General features: G+C 67.0%; 22 protein-coding genes. 15 read left to right on the forward strand and 7 right to left on the reverse strand.

The genetic code is table 11. The features are described from left to right. The first annotated feature begins 24 nt into the window (after positions 1-24). Positions 25-852 (forward strand): alpha/beta fold hydrolase, encoded by an 828-nt coding sequence (locus AQ610_RS06930; protein ID WP_006025970.1) that lies wholly within the window; start codon positions 25-27, stop codon positions 850-852. 113 nt (positions 853-965) lie between these two features. On the opposite strand, the gene AQ610_RS06935 is transcribed toward AQ610_RS06930, so the two are convergent. Further along, on the reverse strand, positions 966-2,171 hold the full coding sequence (locus tag AQ610_RS06935) for an IS110 family RNA-guided transposase (RefSeq protein WP_006029866.1): 1,206 nt from the start codon (positions 2,169-2,171) through the stop codon (positions 966-968). 369 nt (positions 2,172-2,540) lie between these two features. On the opposite strand from AQ610_RS06935, the gene pyrG reads away from it, so the two are divergent. The 4 genes from pyrG to ftsB all read left to right on the forward strand — a co-directional run bounded on the left by pyrG (position 2,541) and on the right by ftsB (position 6,963). Beyond that, a complete protein-coding gene (pyrG, locus tag AQ610_RS06940) occupies positions 2,541-4,202 on the forward strand; it encodes a CTP synthase (protein ID WP_006025971.1) in 1,662 nt (553 codons plus the stop codon). Further along, complete coding sequence (gene kdsA, locus AQ610_RS06945; protein WP_006025972.1) at positions 4,199-5,053, forward strand: 3-deoxy-8-phosphooctulonate synthase; 855 nt, start codon at positions 4,199-4,201, stop codon at positions 5,051-5,053. The genes pyrG and kdsA overlap by 4 nt, the downstream gene beginning before the upstream one ends. 103 nt (positions 5,054-5,156) lie before the next feature. Next, the gene (gene eno / locus AQ610_RS06950; RefSeq protein WP_006025973.1) at positions 5,157-6,440 is read left to right on the forward strand and encodes a phosphopyruvate hydratase; all 1,284 of its coding nucleotides are present in this window, start codon (positions 5,157-5,159) and stop codon (positions 6,438-6,440) included. A 91-nt stretch (positions 6,441-6,531) separates the two neighbouring features. Further along, positions 6,532-6,963 carry a cell division protein FtsB gene (gene ftsB / locus AQ610_RS06955; protein ID WP_009912938.1) on the forward strand — a complete coding sequence of 144 codons (432 nt, stop codon included), beginning with the start codon at positions 6,532-6,534 and terminating at the stop codon, positions 6,961-6,963. A gap of 77 nt (positions 6,964-7,040) precedes the next feature. Here ftsB and AQ610_RS06960 read toward each other — a convergent pair whose 3' ends face one another. From AQ610_RS06960 to AQ610_RS06970, 3 genes are all read right to left on the reverse strand, one after another. Next, a complete protein-coding gene (locus AQ610_RS06960) occupies positions 7,041-7,385 on the reverse strand; it encodes a hypothetical protein (RefSeq protein ID WP_006025975.1) in 345 nt (114 codons plus the stop codon). Between the two features lie 95 nt (positions 7,386-7,480). Further along, on the reverse strand, positions 7,481-8,431 hold the full coding sequence (gene hslO, locus AQ610_RS06965) for an Hsp33 family molecular chaperone HslO (RefSeq protein WP_006025976.1): 951 nt from the start codon (positions 8,429-8,431) through the stop codon (positions 7,481-7,483). 38 nt (positions 8,432-8,469) lie between these two features. After that, the gene (locus tag AQ610_RS06970; protein WP_006025977.1) at positions 8,470-8,994 is read right to left on the reverse strand and encodes a gamma carbonic anhydrase family protein; all 525 of its coding nucleotides are present in this window, start codon (positions 8,992-8,994) and stop codon (positions 8,470-8,472) included. Between the two features lie 176 nt (positions 8,995-9,170). Between AQ610_RS06970 and AQ610_RS06975 the strand changes: the two genes are divergently transcribed. The 10 genes from AQ610_RS06975 (at position 9,171) to AQ610_RS07020 (ending at position 18,422) form a co-directional block, all read left to right on the forward strand. Continuing rightward, positions 9,171-9,989 carry a ferritin-like domain-containing protein gene (locus AQ610_RS06975; RefSeq protein WP_043282489.1) on the forward strand — a complete coding sequence of 273 codons (819 nt, stop codon included), beginning with the start codon at positions 9,171-9,173 and terminating at the stop codon, positions 9,987-9,989. A gap of 218 nt (positions 9,990-10,207) precedes the next feature. Beyond that, positions 10,208-11,098, forward strand: coding sequence for an alpha/beta fold hydrolase (locus AQ610_RS06980; protein WP_009912935.1), 891 nt, complete (start codon positions 10,208-10,210; stop codon positions 11,096-11,098). 223 nt (positions 11,099-11,321) lie between these two features. After that, positions 11,322-12,152 (forward strand): 3',5'-nucleoside bisphosphate phosphatase, encoded by an 831-nt coding sequence (locus AQ610_RS06985; protein WP_006025980.1) that lies wholly within the window; start codon positions 11,322-11,324, stop codon positions 12,150-12,152. A gap of 62 nt (positions 12,153-12,214) precedes the next feature. Further along, positions 12,215-12,844 (forward strand): L-threonylcarbamoyladenylate synthase, encoded by a 630-nt coding sequence (locus tag AQ610_RS06990; protein ID WP_006025981.1) that lies wholly within the window; start codon positions 12,215-12,217, stop codon positions 12,842-12,844. Positions 12,845-12,942: 98 nt separating this feature from the next. Then, positions 12,943-13,608 (forward strand): site-2 protease family protein, encoded by a 666-nt coding sequence (locus AQ610_RS06995; RefSeq protein ID WP_009912931.1) that lies wholly within the window; start codon positions 12,943-12,945, stop codon positions 13,606-13,608. An 8-nt stretch (positions 13,609-13,616) separates the two neighbouring features. Further along, positions 13,617-14,819, forward strand: coding sequence for a tryptophan--tRNA ligase (locus tag AQ610_RS07000; RefSeq protein WP_006025983.1), 1,203 nt, complete (start codon positions 13,617-13,619; stop codon positions 14,817-14,819). Then, complete coding sequence (locus AQ610_RS07005) at positions 14,816-15,433, forward strand: class I SAM-dependent methyltransferase (protein ID WP_006025984.1); 618 nt, start codon at positions 14,816-14,818, stop codon at positions 15,431-15,433. Before AQ610_RS07000 ends, AQ610_RS07005 begins: the two co-directional genes overlap by 4 nt. A gap of 44 nt (positions 15,434-15,477) precedes the next feature. Further along, the gene (gene dapA, locus AQ610_RS07010; RefSeq protein WP_009912927.1) at positions 15,478-16,380 is read left to right on the forward strand and encodes a 4-hydroxy-tetrahydrodipicolinate synthase; all 903 of its coding nucleotides are present in this window, start codon (positions 15,478-15,480) and stop codon (positions 16,378-16,380) included. Between the two features lie 110 nt (positions 16,381-16,490). Then, positions 16,491-17,639 carry an NlpB/DapX family lipoprotein gene (gene bamC / locus AQ610_RS07015; RefSeq protein ID WP_006025986.1) on the forward strand — a complete coding sequence of 383 codons (1,149 nt, stop codon included), beginning with the start codon at positions 16,491-16,493 and terminating at the stop codon, positions 17,637-17,639. Between the two features lie 6 nt (positions 17,640-17,645). Then, complete coding sequence (locus tag AQ610_RS07020) at positions 17,646-18,422, forward strand: MBL fold metallo-hydrolase (RefSeq protein ID WP_006025987.1); 777 nt, start codon at positions 17,646-17,648, stop codon at positions 18,420-18,422. 109 nt (positions 18,423-18,531) lie between these two features. On the opposite strand, the gene AQ610_RS32900 is transcribed toward AQ610_RS07020, so the two are convergent. Genes AQ610_RS32900 through AQ610_RS07025 form a run of 3 tightly spaced genes read right to left on the reverse strand, consistent with a single transcriptional unit; the run spans position 18,532 to position 20,206 of the window. After that, the gene (locus AQ610_RS32900; protein WP_075644792.1) at positions 18,532-18,786 is read right to left on the reverse strand and encodes a hypothetical protein; all 255 of its coding nucleotides are present in this window, start codon (positions 18,784-18,786) and stop codon (positions 18,532-18,534) included. Next, entirely contained in the window at positions 18,692-18,961 is a 270-nt protein-coding gene (locus AQ610_RS38080) for a hypothetical protein (protein WP_009904701.1), read from the reverse strand. The genes AQ610_RS32900 and AQ610_RS38080 overlap by 95 nt, the downstream gene beginning before the upstream one ends. A gap of 57 nt (positions 18,962-19,018) precedes the next feature. Then, positions 19,019-20,206 (reverse strand): cupin domain-containing protein, encoded by a 1,188-nt coding sequence (locus AQ610_RS07025; protein WP_009912925.1) that lies wholly within the window; start codon positions 20,204-20,206, stop codon positions 19,019-19,021. Positions 20,207-20,219 lie beyond the last annotated feature (13 nt).

A 20,219-nucleotide genomic window follows, 5' to 3' on the forward strand; every position in this document is an offset into this window, starting at 1 on the left:
GCTACGACAGGGAGACAGCGTCGTTTGAAGGACATCATCCATTTCTCGCATGCGAACGGCTTTCCGGCGTCCGTCTACCGGACGATCTTCGCCGAGCTCGCGGACGATTACGAATTGCGCTTCATCGAGCGGATCGGCCATGACCGCCGCTTTCCGGTGACGCGCGATTGGCCGCACCTCGTCGAGCAACTGCTCGACGACATCGGCCGCGCGTACGAGCGGCCCGTGTGGCTCGTCGGCCATTCGCTCGGCGGCTATCTGTCGCTGATGGCGGCGCTCAAGCGCCCGCAATGGGTGCGCGGCGTGGTGATGCTCGATTCGCCCGTGATCGCCGGCTGGCGCAGCAGTGCGCTGCGCGTGAGCCAATGGACGGGGCTCGACGAGCGCCTGTCTCCCGCCGCCGCGACGCGCACCCGCCGCGTCCATTGGGCGAGCCGCGACGACGCGTGGCGGCATTTCCGCGCGAAGTCCGCGTTCGCGCGCTGGGACGAGCGGATGCTGTCCGACTACATCGATTACGGCATTCCGCAGACGAGTGCGATGGGCGAGCGCGCGCTCGCATTCGACCGGCAGATCGAATACATGATCTACCGGACGCTGCCGCACACGCTTGGCCCGCGCCTCGCGCACGGCGCGCCCGTGCCAGTCGGCTTTCTCGCCGGCACGCGCTCGCGCGAGATCCGCCAGATCGGGCTCGCGGCGACGCGCCGGGCCGTGCTCGGCCGGATCGAATGGCTCGAGGGCAGCCATCTCTTTCCGATGGAGCGGCCGCTCGAGACCGCGCGCGCGCTGCAGCGCATGATCAATACGCTACGCGCGGCGGAAGGCGGCGGCGACGCGCGGCGCGGATGATCGAGGCGGCGCGCGCGGCTTGCGTGCCGCGAAGTGCGGGAAGGAGCGGGATGGCCGGGCGGCGCGGGCGCGCTCGAACCGGACGGGGAAGGGGGGTGCCCCTATGTGTTTCGTCAAGCGTCAGGGGCTGACTTGGGTTGGTAAATGGTGCCGTCGCGCAGCATGGCAAACAGGACGTCGCAGCGTCGCCGTGCGAGCGCGATGAGTGCCTGGTTGTGGCGCTTGCCCTGCTGGATCTTGCGCAAGTAATAGGCCCGTGAGACTGGGTCTCGTAAGGCAGCGAAGGCGGAGAGGAACAAGGCGCGTTTGAGCACCTTGTTGCCACGTCTGGACGGGTGTTCGCCCCGGATCGACGAGCCTGAGCGCCGGGTGACCGGCGCGAGACCAGCGTAGGCCGCCAGATGAGCAGCCGTGGCGAAGGCTTTTTGGGCGACTTCGGTCAGGAGTCTGGCAGCGGTCCTGACGCCGACTCCCGGCATGCTGGTCAGGACTGGCCAAAGAGGGTGAGCAAGCACCAGCCGCTCAACTTCGGCAGCGATTTCGTCACGCTGCTTGCGCAAGGCGGCAAGTTGCTGGGCCAAACGAGGCATGACGATGGTGGCGGCCTGCGTGCCGGGCACGATTACGGCTTGCTCGTTCAGCGCTTGAACGATTTCGGCCGCCAAGTTCTTGCCCATGCGCGGTGCGAGCTTGGTCAGGCGGTTGGCGAGCGTCTTTTCATTGGCAGCAGCAAGTGCGCTCGGGGACGGGTAGCGCTCAAGCAGATCGAGCACCGCCGGATGGTCGAGGCGCGGTCCGAGAACGCGTTCGAGCGCCGGATGGATTTGAGTAAGCAGGCCGCGAATGCGGTTGCTGGTTTGCGTGACCTGAGCGGCGAGGTCGTCATCGAAGCCGCAGAGCATGGTGAGTTCGGCGAGCTGCTCGTCGGCCAGTCGAAGCGAGCGCAGCGTATGTGGCATCGAGCGGGCGGCTTCAGCAATGATCGCGGCGTCGCGGGCATCGGTCTTGGCTTCGCCGGCATGCAAATCAGCGATGCGGCGCATGGCCAGTCCGGGCAGATAGGCGACGAGTACGCCTTCAGCGCGGGCGACGGCTACAGGAAGCGCACCGATGGTGGAAGGCTGATCGACGACGAACAGCAGTCGACCGTGAGTCTTGAGTTCGGCGATGAGGGCGCGCAGCTTGACCTCGTCGTTGGGTAGTGCCTTGTTGTAAAGACGCTTGCCGTTTCGATCGAGTGCGACGGCGTGATGCTGGCCTTTACCGACGTCGACGCCGACGAAGACATCGACGGCGTCATGTTGTTTGGTTTCTTGCATCGCGGTTTGTGCAGAGTGAACGGATTGGCCTGCAACAACGGTGGCAAGTCTCGGCATCCACGTTACGGACGGCGTCGGGAAAGCCCGGCCAAACCCCTATCAGCGATCACCAGCCACCCACCGGGCCCGGTGACAACACCCCCCGGATCATGACTGCGACTGGGGGCGGGAATCATGCCGGGCCTGGCTGGCCAAAGCCCCGATTATCGGGGCATGAAGATAGTAACGGGGGCGGGAATCATGCCGGGCCTGGCTGGCCAAAGCCCCGATTATCGGGGCATGAAGATAGTAACGGGGCGATCGAGCGTCGATTGCCGAGTGACGCGCGGCCTTTACGGTATAATCCGTTTTTCCCGCGAGCATCCAGCGATGACCAAATATGTTTTCGTCACCGGCGGCGTAGTTTCCTCCCTCGGCAAGGGCATTGCCGCCGCCTCTCTCGCCGCGATCCTTGAATCGCGCGGTCTCAGAGTCACCCTCCTCAAACTCGATCCTTACATCAACGTCGATCCCGGCACGATGAGCCCGTTTCAGCACGGCGAAGTGTTCGTGACGGAAGACGGCGCGGAGACGGATCTCGACCTCGGCCACTATGAGCGCTTCATCAGCACGAAGATGCGCAAGGCCAACAACTTCACGACCGGCCAGATCTACGAATCGGTGATCCGCAAGGAGCGCCGCGGCGATTACCTCGGCAAGACCGTCCAGGTGATCCCGCACATCACGAACGAGATCCAGGCGTTCATCGAGCGCGGCGCGGCATCGGCCACCTGCGGCGAGCCGGACGTGGCGATCGTCGAGATCGGCGGCACGGTGGGCGACATCGAGTCGCTGCCGTTCCTCGAGGCGGCGCGCCAGATGAGTCTGCGCCTCGGCCGCAACAGCGCATGCTTCGTTCACCTGACGCTCGTGCCGTTCATCGCGACGGCGGGCGAGCTGAAGACGAAGCCGACCCAGCACAGCGTGCAGAAGCTGCGCGAGATCGGCATTTTGCCGCACGTGCTGCTCTGCCGCGCCGATCGCCCGATCCCCGACGACGAATCGAAGAAGATCTCGCTCTTCTCGAACGTGCCGGAAGACGCGGTGATCTCGGTGTGGGACGTCGACAGCATCTACAAGATTCCGCAGATGCTGCACGACCAGGGGCTCGACCGCATCATCTGCGAGGAACTGCGCCTCGATCCGCAGCCGGCCGACCTGCGCATGTGGGCGGGGCTCGTCGAGAAGCTTCAGAATCCGAAGCACGAGGTGACGATCGGGATGGTCGGCAAGTACGTCGACCTGACGGAGTCGTACAAGTCGCTGATCGAAGCGCTGCGTCATGCGTCGATCCACACGTCGACGAAGGTCAACATCGAGTACATCGATTCGGAAGAGCTTGAGGCGAACGGCACCGCGAGCCTTGCGCATCTCGACGCCGTGCTCGTGCCGGGCGGCTTCGGCCGGCGCGGCACCGAAGGCAAGATCGCGGCCGTGCGCTACGCGCGCGAGGCGAAGGTGCCGTATCTCGGCATCTGCCTCGGCATGCAGCTCGCCGTCATCGAATTCGCGCGCGATGTCGTCGGCCTCAAGCAGGCGAACAGCACCGAGTTCGATTCGAACACGCCGGAGCGCGTCGTCGCGCTGATCACCGAGTGGTACGACCGCGAGGGCAAGGTCGAGAAGCGCACCGAGGAATCCGACCTCGGCGGCACGATGCGGCTCGGCTCGCAGCGCTGCCCGATCAAGCCGGGCACGCTCGCCGAGGAGATCTACGGCAAGGACGTGAACGAGCGCCACCGTCACCGCTATGAAGTCAACAACCGCTTCGTGCCGCAGCTCGAAGCGGGCGGCCTCGTGATCAGCGCGCGCACGCCGAGCGAGGATCTGCCGGAAATGATGGAGCTGTCGCGCGGGATGCACCCGTGGTTCGTCGGCGTCCAGTTCCACCCGGAATTCACGTCGACGCCGCGTGACGGCCATCCGCTCTTCAAGTCGTTCGTTCAAGCCGCGCTCGCGTGTCAGCAGGCGCGCGCCGGAGCGAAGGCATGAATCTCGCCGGATTCGAAGTCGGCCTCGACAAGCCGTTCTTCCTGATCGCCGGCACCTGCGTCGTCGAATCGGAGCAGATGACGATCGATACCGCGGGCCGGCTGAAGGAGATCTGCGCGAAGCTCGGCGTGCCGTTCATCTACAAGTCTTCGTACGACAAGGCCAATCGCAGTTCGGGCAAGTCGTTTCGCGGGCTCGGGATGGACGCGGGGCTGCGGATTCTCGCCGAGGTGAAGCGCCAACTGAACGTGCCGGTGCTCACCGACGTGCACGAGATTGACGAGATCGCGCCCGTGGCGGCCGTCGTCGACGTGCTGCAGACGCCCGCGTTCCTGTGCCGCCAGACCGATTTCATCCGCGCGTGCGCGCAATCGGGCAAGCCCGTCAATATCAAGAAGGGCCAGTTCCTTGCGCCGCACGACATGAAGAACGTGATCGACAAGGCGCGCGACGCCGCGCGCGAAGCGGGGTTGTCGGAAGACCGCTTCATGGCGTGCGAGCGCGGCGTGTCGTTCGGCTACAACAATCTCGTGTCGGACATGCGGTCGCTCGCGATCATGCGCGAGACGCTCGCGCCCGTCGTGTTCGACGCGACCCACTCGGTGCAACTGCCAGGTGGGCAGGGCACGAGCTCGGGCGGCCAGCGCGAGTTCGTGCCGGTGCTCGCGCGCGCGGCGGTCGCCACGGGCGTCGCGGGGCTTTTCATGGAGACGCACCCGAATCCGGCCGAGGCCAAGTCCGATGGCCCGAACGCGGTGCCGCTCGGCAGGATGGCCGCGCTGCTGGAGACGCTCGTCACGCTCGATCAGGCGGTGAAGCGCGCGCCGTTCCTGGAAAACGATTTCAATTGATGAACTCGGCGGCCGTTGCGCGCGTCAGTAGCAGGAGCGGCTGCCGCGCCGGATCGGCCGCCGTCGCTGAAGACAGGAACCATCGTCATTTTCAGAGGAAACCATGAGTGCAATCGTAGACATCATCGGCCGCGAAATTCTGGATTCGCGCGGCAATCCCACCGTCGAATGCGACGTGCTGCTCGAATCGGGCACGATGGGCCGCGCGGCGGTGCCGTCGGGCGCGTCGACCGGCTCGCGCGAGGCGATCGAGCTGCGCGACGGCGAAGCCGGCCGCTACAACGGCAAGGGCGTGCTGAAGGCGGTCGAGCACATCAACACCGAGATCTCCGAAGCGATCATGGGCCTCGACGCGTCCGAGCAGGCGTTCCTCGACAAGACGCTGCTCGAGCTCGACGGCACCGACAACAAGTCGCGCCTCGGCGCGAACGCGATGCTCGCCGTGTCGATGGCGGTCGCGAAGGCCGCGGCTGAAGAAGCCGGCCTGCCGCTGTACCGCTATTTCGGCGGCTCGGGCGCGATGCAACTGCCGGTGCCGATGATGAACATCGTCAACGGCGGCGCGCACGCGAACAACAGCCTCGACATCCAGGAATTCATGATCGTTCCGGTCAGCCAGCCGACGTTCCGCGAAGCGCTGCGTTGCGGCGCGGAAGTGTTCCATGCGCTGAAGAAGATCCTCGGCGACCGCGGCATGAGCACGGCGGTCGGCGACGAAGGCGGCTTCGCGCCGAACTTCGGCAGCAACGACGAATGCCTGTCGACGATCCTGCAGGCGATCGAGAAGGCCGGCTATCGCGCGGGCGAGGACGTGCTGCTCGCGCTCGACTGCGCGGCGTCCGAGTTCTACCACGACGGCAAGTACCAGCTCGCGGGCGAGGGCCTGCAACTGTCGTCGGCCGAATTCACCGATTACCTCGCGACGCTCGCCGACAAGTTCCCGATCGTGTCGATCGAGGACGGCATGCACGAAAGCGACTGGGACGGCTGGAAGCTCCTGACCGAGCGCCTCGGCAAGAAGGTGCAGTTGGTCGGCGACGACCTGTTCGTCACGAACACGCGCATCCTGAAGGAAGGCATCGAGAAGGGCATCGCGAACTCGATCCTCATCAAGATCAACCAGATCGGTACGTTGACCGAAACGTTCGCGGCGATCGAGATGGCCAAGCGCGCGGGCTACACGGCCGTGATTTCGCACCGTTCGGGCGAAACCGAGGATTCGACGATCGCCGACATCGCAGTCGGCCTGAACGCCGGCCAGATCAAGACGGGCTCGCTCTCGCGCAGCGATCGCATTTCGAAGTACAACCAACTGCTTCGCATCGAAGAGGACCTGGGCGACATCGCGAGCTACCCGGGCAAATCGGCGTTCTACAACCTGCGCTGACGCGCGCTAACGCGTTACTATCGGTCTTGTTCACTGATGACGCCGCTTCGCGATCCCGTGAAGCGGCGCTTCTTATATCTGCGGCTTATTCATGCGGCTCGTTACCGTCGTTCTGATCGCTTTGCTGGTCGTGATTCAGTACCCGTTGTGGTGGGGGCACGGCGGCTGGCTGCGGGTGCACGAGTTGCGGCAGCAGTTGAACGACCAGTTGCAGAAGAACGCCGATGCGAAGCTGCGCAACGAGCGGATTGCGGGCGAGGTGCAGGATCTGCAGAGCGGCACGTCGGCGATCGAGGAGCGCGCGCGCTACGAAATGGGCATGGTGAAGGACGGCGAAGTGTTCGTGCAGTTCGTGTCGCCGAATTCGCCGGCGCCCGCGGCGCAGAGCAACGCGCAGCCGTCGACGTCGACGCGCGGCGAGGTGTCGGCCGCGCCGATGCGCGTCGTGCCGAATCCGGTGTCGCGCGCAAAGCCCGAGAAGCGGCACGGCGGCGACAAGGCGCACAAGCCGGCGCACGGCTGACGGGCGCGCCGCCGGGCGTTGCACGGTGAAGATTTTTTGTTTCCCGTGGGTTTTCAATTCGCCGGAATTCGGCGATTTCACCACCACCAGCCCGGGTAGCCGTAGCTGAAGCCCGACCCCCAGCCATGTCCCCAGCCGCCGCCATAGTAGCCGCCGTAATAGGTGACGGGCGGCGGATAGTAGTACGACCAGGCGCGCGCCGCGTCCTCGGCCGCGATCGCCGCATTCTGCTCGCGCAGCACCTGCCGGTCGATCTCGTCGTAGCGCTTGCGCTCGTCGGGCGTGAGCGTGTGCGCCGGGGTGCCCGCCTGCTCGGGCAGACGACTCAGGACCGTCGTCGACGGCGGCGCGACGCATCCGCTCAGCGACGCGGCCGCAACGAGCGCCGCGAGCGGCGCGGCGCGAACGAGAATCGGTTTCATGCTGCTGCCTCCTGGCTTGTGCCGGCGCCGCGCTCGCCGGACGGCGGCGCGGCGCATTGCCCGCTTGCTCGTTTGTCCGTTTGCTCGCGGGCGAATCAGTGCCGTTGCGCGGCGGCGGGCGCGACGCCGGCGCCGAGCTCGGGCGTCGAGAATAGCTGGACGACGTCGACCGGATCGAATTCGTAGCGCTGATTGCAGAATTCGCAGTGGATCTCGACGTGGCCGCGCTCTTCGATCACGCCGTCGATCTCGACGCGCCCGAGCATGCGCAGCATCCCGCCGACCTTCTCGCGCGAGCACGTGCACTGGAAGCGCGTGGCCGTCGGTTCGAAGTGCTGCACGTTCTCCTGCCAGAACAGACGCCGGAACACGGTCTCGGGTTCCACTTCGAGCAGCTCTTTCGGCGACAGCGTGCCGCCGAGCGTGCAGACGCGCTCCCACGTATCCGTATCGGTCTCCTCGACGCGCGGCACGATCCCGCCGTCGCCAGGCAGCTTCTGCAGCAGCACGCCGACCGCGCGATCGTGATCGGCGGCGAGCCAGAGGCGCGTGTCGAGCTGCTCGGAGTGCCGCATGTAATGCTCGAACACGTCGGCGATCGACGCGAGCTGGCCGTCCTCGCCGTTCAGCGGCACGATGCCCTGATACGGCTGCTGGCCGGGCCGCTTGTCGGCGGGATCGAGCGTGATCACGCAGCGGCCGTGGCCGCTCGCGTTGATCAGGTCCGCGAACGAAGTGTCGTCGCCGACGGCCCGCGCGGCGTCGCCCGAGAACTTCGCGGTCGCGCGCATCGCGAGGTCCGAGCTGCACTGGACGACGAGCATCTTCAACGGGCCGTCGCCGAAGATCTGCATGATGAGCGTGCCGTCGAACTTCAGATTTGCCGACAGCAGCGCGCACGCCGCCATCATCTCGCCGAGCACGTTGCGCACGGGCGTCGGGTAGTCGCGGCGCGTGAGCACCTCTTGCCACGTGTTGCGCAGCGAGACGATCTCGCCGCGCACCGGGGCCGCGTTGAACATGAATTTCTGTAACTGGTCGCTCACTTTTTCCCTCGACGATCAAACGGCTCGTGCGCGGCGGTTCAGCCGATCCGCACGAGCTGCTCCTTGAAATACGCGCGCCGCATCGCGTAGCTCTTCGTGTTCATGTGCATCCGCGCGACGTCCTCGTCGGACAGCGTACGCACGACCTTCGCCGGCGCGCCGAGAATCAGCGAATTGTCGGGAAACGCCTTGCCCTCGGTGATCACCGCGCCCGCGCCGACCAGACAGTTGCGGCCGATCACCGCGCGATTCAAGATCACGGCCTGAATGCCGATCAGCGAGCCCTCGCCGATCGTGCAGCCGTGCAGCATCGCCTGATGGCCGACCGTCACGTTCGGCGCGATCGTGAGCGGGCAGCCCGGATCGGTGTGCAGCACCGCGCCTTCCTGCACGTTGCTGCCGGCGCCGACCGTGATCGGCTCGTTATCGCCGCGGATCGTCGCGCCGAACCAGACGCTCGCGTTCTCTTCCAGCACGACCTTGCCGACGATCGTCGCGCTGTCCGCGACGAACACGCTTTCGTGGATGGACGGGGCGTTGTCGCCGAGCTTGTAGATGGTCACGATGTCTCCCTTGGGCCTTGTCTGGGCGGCCGGTACAATGGCGCGCGGTTGCGTCGCGCCTGGATGCGGCGCAATCGAATTTTTTATTGTAAACGGTTGTCCCGGTCGTTCGCGCGCGCAGCGTGCGAGCATGTCGTCTTCTCATGTCATCCGTCTCGATTTCGTCGCCCGAACCGTTGCGCTGCGTGCGCAGCGACGCACTTGCCGCGCTTTGCGAACCCGATCCCGCGCGCAAGGCCGCGCTCGTCGTCGAGCTGCGCTCGGCGCTCATCGACGGCCGCGCGGCGGCGTTCCCCGAGCGCGAGCTGAGCGCGCCCGAGCACGGCCTGCCCGGGCGACCGGTTCGCCCGGAGCTCGTCGAGCCGCGCCGGCTCGAGCGGCGCAGCATGCGCTCGCCGCAAGGGCGGGTCGTGCTGCTGCATGCGCTCGCGCACATCGAATGTAACGCAATCAATCTCGCGCTCGACGCGGTATGGCGCTTTGCGCGGATGCCCGCGGCGTTCTATGCGGACTGGCTGAAAGTCGCCGCGGAGGAGGCGCACCACTTCTCGCTGCTCGCCGCGCGTCTTGCCGAGTTCGGGCACGCGTACGGCGATTTTCCGGCGCACGACGGCCTCTGGGAGATGTGCGAGCGGACCGCGGGCGACGTGCTCGCGCGGATGGCGCTCGTGCCGCGCACGCTCGAGGCGCGCGGGCTCGACGCGTCGCCGCCGATCCGTGCGCGGCTTCAGCAGGCGGGCGATCATGCGTCGGCGGCGATTCTCGACGTGATCCTGCGCGACGAGATCGGCCACGTAGGGATCGGCAATCGCTGGTTTCGCCATCTGTGCGACGACGCCGGGTTCGATCCGCAAGCGACCTACGAACGGCTCGCCGAGCAGTATCGGGCGCCGCGGCTGCGCGGCCCGTTCAATGTCGATGCACGGCGCGCCGCGGGCTTTACCGACGACGAATTGAATGCGCTCGTGGCGCAGGACGTCGATCCGAAGGGATGACGCGGGTGCCGGCTCAGTTTGGCTCGTTCGGCACGGCGGGGCGGGTTGCGCCACGCCCGACGCCACGCATCGGCGTGGCCGAGGGTCTGTTCACGCCCGTCATGAGCGTGAACAGACCCTGGAGAAGTGCCTCGACACGCGCCCGGCCTTGCGACTCGCCATACGCCGGACGGGCCGGATCGATATAATCGAACGGTCATTCTTTTTTGGCGGTTGCGATGCACTCCACTCAATCTGTCTCCGATTTCGTCACGGTTCGCGGCGTGAAGCTGCATGTGCGCCGCTGGGGGCGGCCCGATGCGCCGACGCTCTACATGCTGCATGGCTGGATGGACGTCGCCGCGTCGTTCCAGTTCGTCGTCGACGCGCTCGCGGGCGACTGGCAGGTGATCGCGCCCGACGCGCGCGGCTTCGGCCTGTCCGATTGGCCGGTCGCCGCGCAAGGCGGCGGCCATTACTGGTTCCACGAGTACCTGGCGGACCTTGATGCGCTGCTCGATCACTACACGCCGGAAGGCGAGGTAAACCTCGTCGGCCACAGCATGGGCGCGAACGTCGTGTGCCTGTATGCGGGCGCGCGGCCGCGGCGGGTGCGGCGAGTCGTCGATCTGGAGGGCTTCGGGCTCGCGCCCGCGCGCGCCGAGCAGGCGCCGCGGCGCCTCGAGCAATGGCTCGACGAACTGCGCACGCCGCCGACGCTCAAGCGTTACGCGTCGCTCGAAGACGTCGCCGCGCGCCTCGTGAAGACGAATCCGCGCCTCGAGCCGCGCCGCGCGGCGTTTCTCGCCGCGCACTGGTCGACGCGCGATGCGGATGGCCAGTACCGGCTGCTCGCCGATCCCGCGCACAAGCTGCGCGGCCCGCTGCTGTACAGGCTCGACGAGGTGATGGCGATCTGGTCGAAGGTGCGCGCGAAGGTGCTGCACGTCGAGGCCGTCGATTCGCCGACGTTCGCGTTTCTGGCGGGCGAGATTCCGATTTCCGAGTTCAAGGCGCGCTTTGCGGCGTTCGCCGACTGGCGCGAGAAGCTCGTCGAAGACGCGGGACACATGGTCCATCACGACCAGCCGGAGCAGATCGCGGCGCTGATCGAGGCGTTCTGCGCCTGAGCCGATTTCGAGGGGCGTCGATCCGGGCGGGGCGGCGAATCGGCGAATCGGTGGGCGGCGAAAATCTGAAGGCGAAAGACCGAAGGCGACGAGCGAAGGGCGAAGGAAGGGCGGCGGCGCGCCGGCTCGCCCGGCCCGCCGCCGTTCGCGGTCCCGCCGGCTGAGCGTCTGCGGCGAATTTGCGCGTTGCAGTAGAATGAACGCTTAGCCTCCGACGCCCACGATGAACGCCGATCTCCACTGCCATTCGAACGTTTCCGACGGTCAGCTCGCGCCCGCCGACGTCGCGCGCCGCGCGCACGCGGGCGGCGTCACGCTGTGGGCGCTGACCGATCACGACGAGGTCGGCGGCCAGCGCGCCGCGCGTGAAGCCGCCGAGGCGCTCGGCATGCGCTATCTGCACGGCGTCGAGATTTCCGTGACGTGGGCGTCGCGCACCGTGCACATCGTCGGCCTGAACATCGATCCGCAGAACCCCGCGCTCGTCGACGGGCTCCGCCGCACCCGCAACGGCCGCGCGGCGCGCGCGGTCGCGATCGGCGACGCGCTCGCCGCGCTCGGCATCGAGGGGGCCTACGAAGGCGCGCTCGGCTTTGTGTCGAATCCCGATCTGATCTCGCGCACCCACTTCGCGCGCTTTCTCGTCGACAAGGGCTACGCGGCGTCGATATCCGACGTGTTCGACCGCTATCTCGGCGAAGGCAAGCCGGGCTACGTCGCGCACCGCTGGGCGAAGCTGTCGGACGCCGTCACGTGGATCCGGCAGGCGGGCGGCGAAGCGGTCATCGCGCATCCGGGCCGCTATGCGTACACGAGCGTCGAGTTCGACGCGTTCTTCGGCGAGTTCATCGATCTGGGCGGCGTCGCGATCGAGGTCGTGACGGGCAGCCACACGCCCGACCAGTACCGCGAATACGCGGACGTCGCGCGGCGCTTCGGCTTCGAGGCGTCGCGCGGCTCCGATTTTCACGCGCCGGGAGAAGGGCGCACCGAGCTCGGCAGCCTGCCGCCGCTGCCGTCCGATCTCAAACCCGTCTGGGAGCGCTGGCTGTAGCGGCGTTTGCCGGCAGCACATCCGGCCGCGGCACGCGCGCGCCGATCCATACCTTTGTCCCCATGTCCCAATTCTTCAGGATTCACCCGGATAATCCGCAGACGCGTCTCGTCAAGCAGGCGGCCGAAATCGTGCGCGGCGGCGGCGTGATCGCGCTGCCGACCGATTCGAGCTATGCGCTCGCATGCCATCTGGACGACAAGGACGCGGTCGAGCGCGTGCGCCGCATCCGCGGGCTCGACGAAAAGCAGCACCTGTCGCTGCTCGTGCGCGATCTGTCCGAGCTCGCGACGTTCGCGATGGTCGACAACCGGCAATACCGGCTGATCAAATCGGTGACGCCGGGGCCGTACGTGTTCATCCTGCAGGCGACGAAGGAAGTGCCGCGGCGGCTGTCGCACCCGTCGCGCAAGACGATCGGCCTGCGCGTGCCCGCGCACGCGATCACGCTCGCGCTGCTCGAGGCGCTCGGCCAGCCGCTTCTCGGCACGACGCTGATCCTGTCGCCCGACGATGAGCCGCTCAACGATCCGGAGGAAATCCGCGCGCGCCTCGAAAAGCAGATCGACCTCGTGATCGACGGCGGCGCGTGCCCGCGCGAGCCGTCGACGGTCATCGACCTGACGGGCGACGAGCCGCAGCTCGTGCGGGCGGGGCGCGGCCCGCTCGAGCCGTTCGGCCTCGCCGCGTGAGCGCCGCCGCGCCGTCCCGGCGCACCGGAGCGGCCGCCGTTTCGGTCCGCATGCACACGCGCCGTTCGCGCGTTTGCCGCTTGTTACAATAGTGCGCTATGGATGCTTCTTCCCTGATACAGACAATTGCCGTCTACGCACTGCCCGTGGTCTTCGCGATCACGCTGCACGAGGCTGCCCACGGCTACGTCGCTCGCCTGCTCGGCGACAACACCGCGTACATGATGGGCCGCGTGTCGTTCAACCCGATGCGCCACATCGATCCGTTCGGCACGATCGTGATTCCGCTCGTGCTGTACTTCCTGACGAGTGGCGCGTTCCTGTTCGGCTACGCGAAGCCCGTGCCCGTCACGTTCCGCAATCTGCGCAACCCGCGCTGGGGGAGCCTGTGGGTCGCGCTCGCGGGGCCGGGCTGCAACTTCGTCCAGGCGCTGATCTGGGGCTTCGTGAGCATCGGCCTCGCCGCGTTCGCGGTCGACGAGCCATTCTTCACGCGCATGGCGGGAGCGGGCGTCGGCGTGAATCTCGTGCTCGCGGTGCTGAACCTCTTTCCGCTGCCGCCGCTCGACGGCGGGCGCGTGCTCGCGGCGCTGCTGCCGCCGAAGCCATCGATCGCGCTGTCGCGGCTCGAGCCGTACGGCTTCTTCATCGTGCTCGCGCTCGTCGCGACGGGCCTTCTGACGAAGCTCTGGCTGCGGCCGCTGGTGGGCGCGGGCTACGCCGTCGTGACGGCCATCCTGACTCCTTTCGCCTCGCTTTTCTAACGACAATCATGTTCCCAGACCGTATCTTTTCCGGCATGCGACCCACGGGGTCGCTCCATCTCGGCCACTATCACGGCGTGCTGAAGAACTGGGTCAAGCTGCAGTCCGAGTATCCGTGCTTCTTCTGCGTGGTCGACTGGCACGCGCTGACGACGCACTACGAAACGCCCGAGGTGATCGAGAAGAACGTCTGGGATGTGCTGATCGACTGGCTCGCCTCGGGCATCGACCCGGCGCAGGCGACGCTCTTCATCCAGAGCAAGGTGCCCGAGCATGCCGAGCTCGCGCTGCTGCTCGGCATGAGCACGCCGCTCGGCTGGCTCGAGCGCGTGCCGACCTACAAGGAGCAGATCGAGAAGCTGAAGGACAAGGATCTGTCGACGTACGGCTTCCTCGGCTACCCGGTGCTGATGGCGGCCGACATCCTGCTGTACCGCGGCTCGCTCGTGCCGGTCGGCGAGGACCAGGTGCCGCACGTGGAGATGACGCGCGAGATCGCGCGCCGCTTCAATTATCTGTACGGCCGCGAGCCGGGCTTCGAGGAGAAGGCGCTCGAGGCGGCGAAGAAGCTGGGCGGCAAGCGCGCGAAGCTCTATCACGAGCTGCGCAACGCGTATCAGCAGGAGGGCGACGACGAGGCGCTCGAACAGGCGCGCGCGATGCTGCAGGAATCGCAGAGCCTGTCGATGAGCGACCGCGAGCGCCTGTTCGGCTATCTCGAAGGCGCGCGCAAGATCATCCTCGTCGAGCCGCAGGCGCTTCTGACCGCAGCGTCGCGGATGCCGGGCCTCGACGGCCAGAAGATGTCGAAGTCGTACGGCAACACGATCGGCCTGCGCGAGGACGCCGAGACGATCACGAAGAAGGTCCGCACGATGCCGACCGATCCCGCGCGCGTGCGCCGCAGCGATCCGGGCGATCCCGATAAATGCCCGGTCTGGCAACTGCACCAGGTCTACACCGACGACGCGACGCACGACTGGGTTCAGAAGGGCTGCCGCTCGGCGGGCATCGGCTGCCTGGACTGCAAGCAGCCGGTCGTCGACGGCATCCTGCGCGAGCAGCAGCCGATGCTCGAGCGCGCGCAGAAGTACATGGACGATCCGTCGCTGCTGCGCGCGATCGTCGCGGACGGCTGCGACAAGGCGCGCAAGCACGCGACCGAGACGATGCGCGACGTGCGCGAGGCGATGGGGCTGTCGTACAGTTGAAAACGCTGACGATCGCGGTTCACGACGCGCCCGCCGCGGGGGCGCACGGCGTGGCGGCCGAGCCGTCGGCGTGGGTGCGCGAATGGTCGCATCTCGTGCCGGCGGGCGGCGCGGTGCTCGACGTCGCCGCGGGCCACGGCCGCCACGCGCGCTGGTTCGCCGAGCGCGGCCATCCGGTCCGCGCGCTCGAGCGCGAGCCGGCCGCGCTCGCGTCGCTCGGCGCGCTGCCGGGTGTCGTCGCGCAGGCGGCCGATCTCGAAGACGCGCCGTGGCCGCTCGCCGGCGACGCGCGCTTTTCCGCCGTCGTCGTCACGAACTATCTGCATCGCCCGCTGCTGCCGCGTCTCGTCGCCGCGGTCGCGCCGGGCGGCGTGCTGCTGTACGAGACCTTCGCGCAAGGCAACCAAACGGTCGGCAAGCCGTCCAATCCGGCATTCCTGCTCGCGCCGGGCGAGCTGCTCGACGCGGTGCGCGGGCAGTTGCGCGTCGTCGCGTTCGAGGACGGGTTCGCCGCCGCGCCGCGCGACGCATTCGTCCAACGAATCTGCGCGGTGCGCGAGCGTGCCGTGGCGGAAGAAGGGGCGGGATTTCCGCGTTACGGACTGGCGGGCTAATCCGCTACAATCGACCCTTACCGATTTTTCATCGCGTTTGTTTCATGGCTAACGGCACTCAAGACGGCATTCAAATCCGCGGCAGCGTCCCCGCGATCGTCACCCCGATGCTCGAGGACGGCGGCCTCGATCTGGCGGCCTTCCGCAAGCTGATCGACTGGCACATCGAAGAGGGGACGGATGCCCTCGTCGTGGTCGGCACGAGCGGCGAATCGGCGACGCTTTCCGTCGACGAACATATCCTCATGATCGAAACCGCCGTCAAGCATGCGGCGAAGCGGATTCCGATCGTCGCGGGCGCGGGCGGCAATTCGACGACCGAGGCGATCGAGTTGTCGAAGCATGCGAAGGCGGTGGGCGCCGACGCGACGCTGCAAGTGGTGCCGTATTACAACAAGCCGACGCAGGAAGGAATATACCGCCACTTCAAGGCGATCGCCGAGGCGGTCGACCTGCCGGTGATCCTGTACAACGTGCCGGGCCGCACGGTCGCGGACATGTCGAACGACACGATCCTGCGTCTTTCTCAGGTGCCGGGCATCGCCGGCGTGAAGGACGCGACGGGCAACATCGACCGCGCCGCGCAGTTGATCAAGGCGGCGCCCGCGCACTTCGCGATCTACAGCGGCGACGATCCGACCGCGATCGCGCTGATGCTCCTCGGCGGCCACGGCAACATCTCGGTGACGGCGAACGTCGCGCCGCGCGCGATGAGCGAGCTCTGCCGCGCGGCGCTCGCCGCCGACGTGAAGACGGCGCGAGAGATCCATATGAAGCTCCTGTCGCTGCACAAGCATCTGTTCATCGAGGCGAATCCGATCCCGGTGAAGTGGGCGCTGCAACAGATGGGCAAGATCGCGGGCGGCATTCGCCTGCCGCTCACACCGCTCGACGAGCGTTGCCACGACACCGTGCGCGGCGCGCTTCGCGAGGCCGGCCTCCTGTGAGGCCGGACGCGGCCGCTCGGGCGGCCGCACCGCACCCCGATCGATCCGACACTGACCCGGCCGCTCCCGGCGCCGTGCGTGACACGCGTTCTAGCAAGACGAAGGACTTCATGAGACATTCTGCCTTTTCCTCCCGCGCGATCCAGGTTTCGGTGCTGGCGCTCGCGCTGGGCGCGCTCGCCGGCTGCGACACGCTGAACGACTACCTCGCGCCCGACCGGGTCAACTACAAGTCGACCGGCTCGGCGCCGCCGCTGCAGGTGCCGCAGGATCTGACGGCGATGCCGCTCAGTCCGTCGTACGTCGCGCCGCCGACGAATTCGGGCCTGGGCTCCGCACCGACGCGCGCGGTGACGGCCGCGGGCAACTCGACGGAAGGGCAGCCGAGCGCGCAGGACCCGTTCGGGATGCACGTCGAGCGCGACGGCGACCGCCGCTGGCTCGTCGTCGACGGCCGCACGCCCGAGCAGCTCTGGCCGCAACTGAAGGAGTTCTGGCAGGACAACGGCTTCGCGCTGAAGACGGACGCGCCGTCGACGGGCATCATGGCCACCGACTGGGCGGAAAACCGCGCGAACATTCCCGACGACTGGTTCCGCCGCACGATCGGCCGCGTGATCGATTTCGCCTATTCGTCGGGCACGCGCGATCGCTTCCGCACGCTCGTCACGCGTACGCCGGACGGCAATACGGACATCTCGATCACGCATAGCGCAATGGAAGAGAAGCTGACGGGCGCGCAGGGCGGCACGTCGTCGCGCTGGGAGGAGCGTCCGCGCAATCCGGTGCTCGAAGCCGTGTTCCTCGCGAAGCTGATGGAGAAGTTCGGCCTGACCGACGCGCAGGCGAAGCAACTGCTCGCCGACGCGCGCCCCGCCACCGCGCCCGCGACCGTCGTCGGCGCCGGCGCCGGCGGCGCATCGACGCTCGATCTGGCCGAGTCGTTCGACCGCGCGTGGCTGCGCGTCGGTCTCGCGCTCGACCGCACGAACTTCACGGTCGACAACCGCGATCGCTCGAAGGGCGTCTACTACGTCCGCTATGCGAATTCGATGGAAGAGCTCAAGCGCGACGGCCTGTTCGGCAAGCTGTTCTACGGCGGCCCGACGGCCGCGAAGCCGGGCAAGGAATTCCTCGTCAACGTGCGCGCGCAAGGCGACTCGAAGACGCAAGTGGCCGTCGTCGATGCAAACGGTCAGATCGACACCTCGTCCGACGCGCAGCGGCTCATCTCGCTGCTGCACGCGCAGCTAAATTAAGCGCACGTGCGATTCGCGAGCCTCGGAAGCGGCAGCGAAGGCAATGCGCTCGTCGTCGAAGCGTCGAATGGCGCGACGACGACGCGCGTCCTGCTCGACTGCGGCTTCTCGGCGAAGGAACTCGAACGCCGGCTCGCACGCGTCGATTTGCGCGTCGACGATCTCGACGCGATTCTTGTCACTCACGAACACGGCGACCATGTCGGCTGCGCGCTGACGCTCGCCCGCCGTGCGTCGCTGCCGCTGTACACGAGCTGGGGCACCGCGCGCGCGGTCGGCGCGGACGAGGCCGACGTCGACCTCCGCGTGCTCTGGGGCGACGAGACGGCCGCGGTAGGCGATCTGTGCGTGCTCCCCTATACCGTTCCGCACGACGCGCGCGAGCCGCTCCAGTTCGTCTTCAGCGACGGCGCGACGCGTCTCGGCGTGCTGACCGACGTCGGCATGTCGACGCCGCGCATCAGCGCCGTGCTGAGCGGCTGCGACGGCCTCGTGCTGGAGGCGAATCACGACGTCGCGATGCTCGCGGCCAGTCGCTATCCGGCATCGCTGAAGGCGCGCATCGGCGGCTCGCACGGCCATCTGAGCAACGACGCGGCGGCCGCCATCCTCGCCGAGCTCGATCGCAGCCGGCTGCGACACCTGGTGGCCGCGCATCTGAGCAAGCAGAACAACGCGCCGGCGCTCGCGCAGGCGGTGCTCGCGGCGGCTTTGGGAGGGCAGGCGGACGACGTGCTCGTTGCGTCGCAAGACGAGGGATTCGGCTGGCTCAGCCTGCGCTGAAGCGCGCCCTGCGGCGCCTCATGGACCCGCAGGTCATGCAAGGGACATAAAAAGGACGTAAAAAAACCGGCCCGTAGGCCGGTTTTTTTTAGCTGATGCTGACGCGGACTTACTGGCTTGCGCCCGAAGCCGGAGCAGCCGTCGCTGCCGAAGCAGCCGACGCCACAGCAGCAGCCGCATCGCTCGCAGCAGCGGCAACGCTCGAAGCAGCGTCCGAAGCAGCAGCGGCAACGCCCGAAGCAGCCGAAGCGGCAGCGGCGGTTGCTTCGCTAGCAGCCGACGAAGCAGCTTGCTCGGAGCTCTTGTTGCACGCAGCCAGTGCAACGGCAGCCAACAGGGAAGCTACGAGGAGGGATTTCTTCATGATCACGTCCTTTTATGGTTAAAGGTAAGCAACAGCGCGAAACAATACCGGTAATGTGCTCCAACACCGACCTGGGCCGCTGGTGGAGATGCACTTCTAGAGCGTGAATCTTCCCTACGGCTTGGGCGGAAATTATATGCACTTTCCTATCGACCGTCGACAAATGCGGGGTCAATACGTTGTCTTTCCCATACAAAAACATGCGTTCGTATGGGTATACGGCCGGGCAACTCTACCCCATGTCGCCCACCCGTATCCAGCCCGCACGATACCACTCGTGCAGCAGGCCTGTCATGGCGGGGTCCCGGGAGAGTGTTACAAACCGTTTCGCCTCCATCCGGCGCGTATCGGCCAGTTCCGGCAGCCATTTCGCCGCGGTTGCGAGCGGATGCGCGTCGCCGTTGATGAAGTACGAGCGCGCGTTATACAACAACGCCGCTTTCCTGTCGAGCCGGATGCCCCGGCGAGACGCCTGGGCGACGAACGCGGCTTCGCCAAGTCGTCGCGGCGGCGGCTCGAAAACGACGTTTGATTTGGGCTCGCTCAAATAACAGCCAAGAAAATCGCCAATATCGCGTTCGTCCCATTTGATTCCAGCGAGCATCGCGGCAGCGCGCTCGACCATCGCGGCAGGCAGCATCGCGGGCGTGTCGACCGCGGGCTGCGCCGGGTCGCGGTATCGCGTGTCGTCGCACGTGCCTGTGCGCAGGCCGCCGCGCTCCGCGAGGTGATAGAGGAACTGCGCGCGCAACTCGCCTGCGGACGGGGCCCGGAAGCCGATCGAGCACGTCATGCACTCGCCGAGCGCGATGCCGTCGTGCGCGACGTGCGGCGGCAGGTACAGCATGTCGCCGGGTTCGAGCACCCATTCGTCTGTCGGCTCGAAATTCGCGAGGACCTTGAGCGGCAAACCTTCCTGCAGCGACAGATCCTGCTGCGCGCCGATCCGCCAGCGGCGCTTGCCGTGCACCTGCAGCAGGAACACGTCGTACGAGTCGAAATGCGGGCCGACGCCGCCGCCGTCCGTCGCGTACGAGATCATCAGGTCGTCGAGGCGCGCATCCGGAACGAACCGGAAGCGCTCGAGCAGCGAGCGGGCGCGCTCGTCGTGCAGGTCGAGCCCCTGCACGAGCAGCGTCCACTCGCGGCGCTTCACGGACGGCAGATTCTCGGGCTCGAATGGCCCGTGCTCCAGTTGCCATCTGTTACGAAAATGGGTGACGAGACGCGATTCGACGTCAAAGTCGGCTGCAAGCTCGAACAGCGCATCGCGCGACAGCGGCGGCGCGATGTCGGCAATGGCCTGCCGAATCAGAAGCGGCCTTTTCTGCCAATATCGGCGCATGAATTGCGCGGGACTGAGATTGCCGAGAAGCGGGGTCGGCGCCTCGGGCAACGGCGCGCGGGTGCGTTCGAGCACACGGCCGGACGGT

The sequence above is a fragment of the Burkholderia humptydooensis genome (assembly GCF_001513745.1).
In the GTDB taxonomy this organism is placed as follows: Bacteria; Pseudomonadota; Gammaproteobacteria; order Burkholderiales; family Burkholderiaceae; genus Burkholderia; species Burkholderia humptydooensis.

What these genes read in the sequence shown, in the direction of transcription:
- dapA (WP_009912927.1), top strand. Translation starts at nt 15,478, where the DNA reads ATGGCTAACGGCACTCAAGACGGCATTCAAATCCGCGGCAGCGTCCCC.
- AQ610_RS06935 (WP_006029866.1), bottom strand. Translation starts at nt 2,171, where the DNA reads ATGCAAGAAACCAAACAACATGACGCCGTCGATGTCTTCGTCGGCGTC.
- AQ610_RS06980 (WP_009912935.1), top strand. Translation starts at nt 10,208, where the DNA reads ATGCACTCCACTCAATCTGTCTCCGATTTCGTCACGGTTCGCGGCGTG.
- AQ610_RS06990 (WP_006025981.1), top strand. Translation starts at nt 12,215, where the DNA reads ATGTCCCAATTCTTCAGGATTCACCCGGATAATCCGCAGACGCGTCTC.
- AQ610_RS07000 (WP_006025983.1), top strand. Translation starts at nt 13,617, where the DNA reads ATGTTCCCAGACCGTATCTTTTCCGGCATGCGACCCACGGGGTCGCTC.
- kdsA (WP_006025972.1), top strand. Translation starts at nt 4,199, where the DNA reads ATGAATCTCGCCGGATTCGAAGTCGGCCTCGACAAGCCGTTCTTCCTG.
- AQ610_RS06985 (WP_006025980.1), top strand. Translation starts at nt 11,322, where the DNA reads ATGAACGCCGATCTCCACTGCCATTCGAACGTTTCCGACGGTCAGCTC.
- AQ610_RS32900 (WP_075644792.1), bottom strand. Translation starts at nt 18,786, where the DNA reads ATGAAGAAATCCCTCCTCGTAGCTTCCCTGTTGGCTGCCGTTGCACTG.
- ftsB (WP_009912938.1), top strand. Translation starts at nt 6,532, where the DNA reads ATGCGGCTCGTTACCGTCGTTCTGATCGCTTTGCTGGTCGTGATTCAG.
- AQ610_RS06995 (WP_009912931.1), top strand. Translation starts at nt 12,943, where the DNA reads ATGGATGCTTCTTCCCTGATACAGACAATTGCCGTCTACGCACTGCCC.
- AQ610_RS06960 (WP_006025975.1), bottom strand. Translation starts at nt 7,385, where the DNA reads ATGAAACCGATTCTCGTTCGCGCCGCGCCGCTCGCGGCGCTCGTTGCG.
- bamC (WP_006025986.1), top strand. Translation starts at nt 16,491, where the DNA reads ATGAGACATTCTGCCTTTTCCTCCCGCGCGATCCAGGTTTCGGTGCTG.
- eno (WP_006025973.1), top strand. Translation starts at nt 5,157, where the DNA reads ATGAGTGCAATCGTAGACATCATCGGCCGCGAAATTCTGGATTCGCGC.
- pyrG (WP_006025971.1), top strand. Translation starts at nt 2,541, where the DNA reads ATGACCAAATATGTTTTCGTCACCGGCGGCGTAGTTTCCTCCCTCGGC.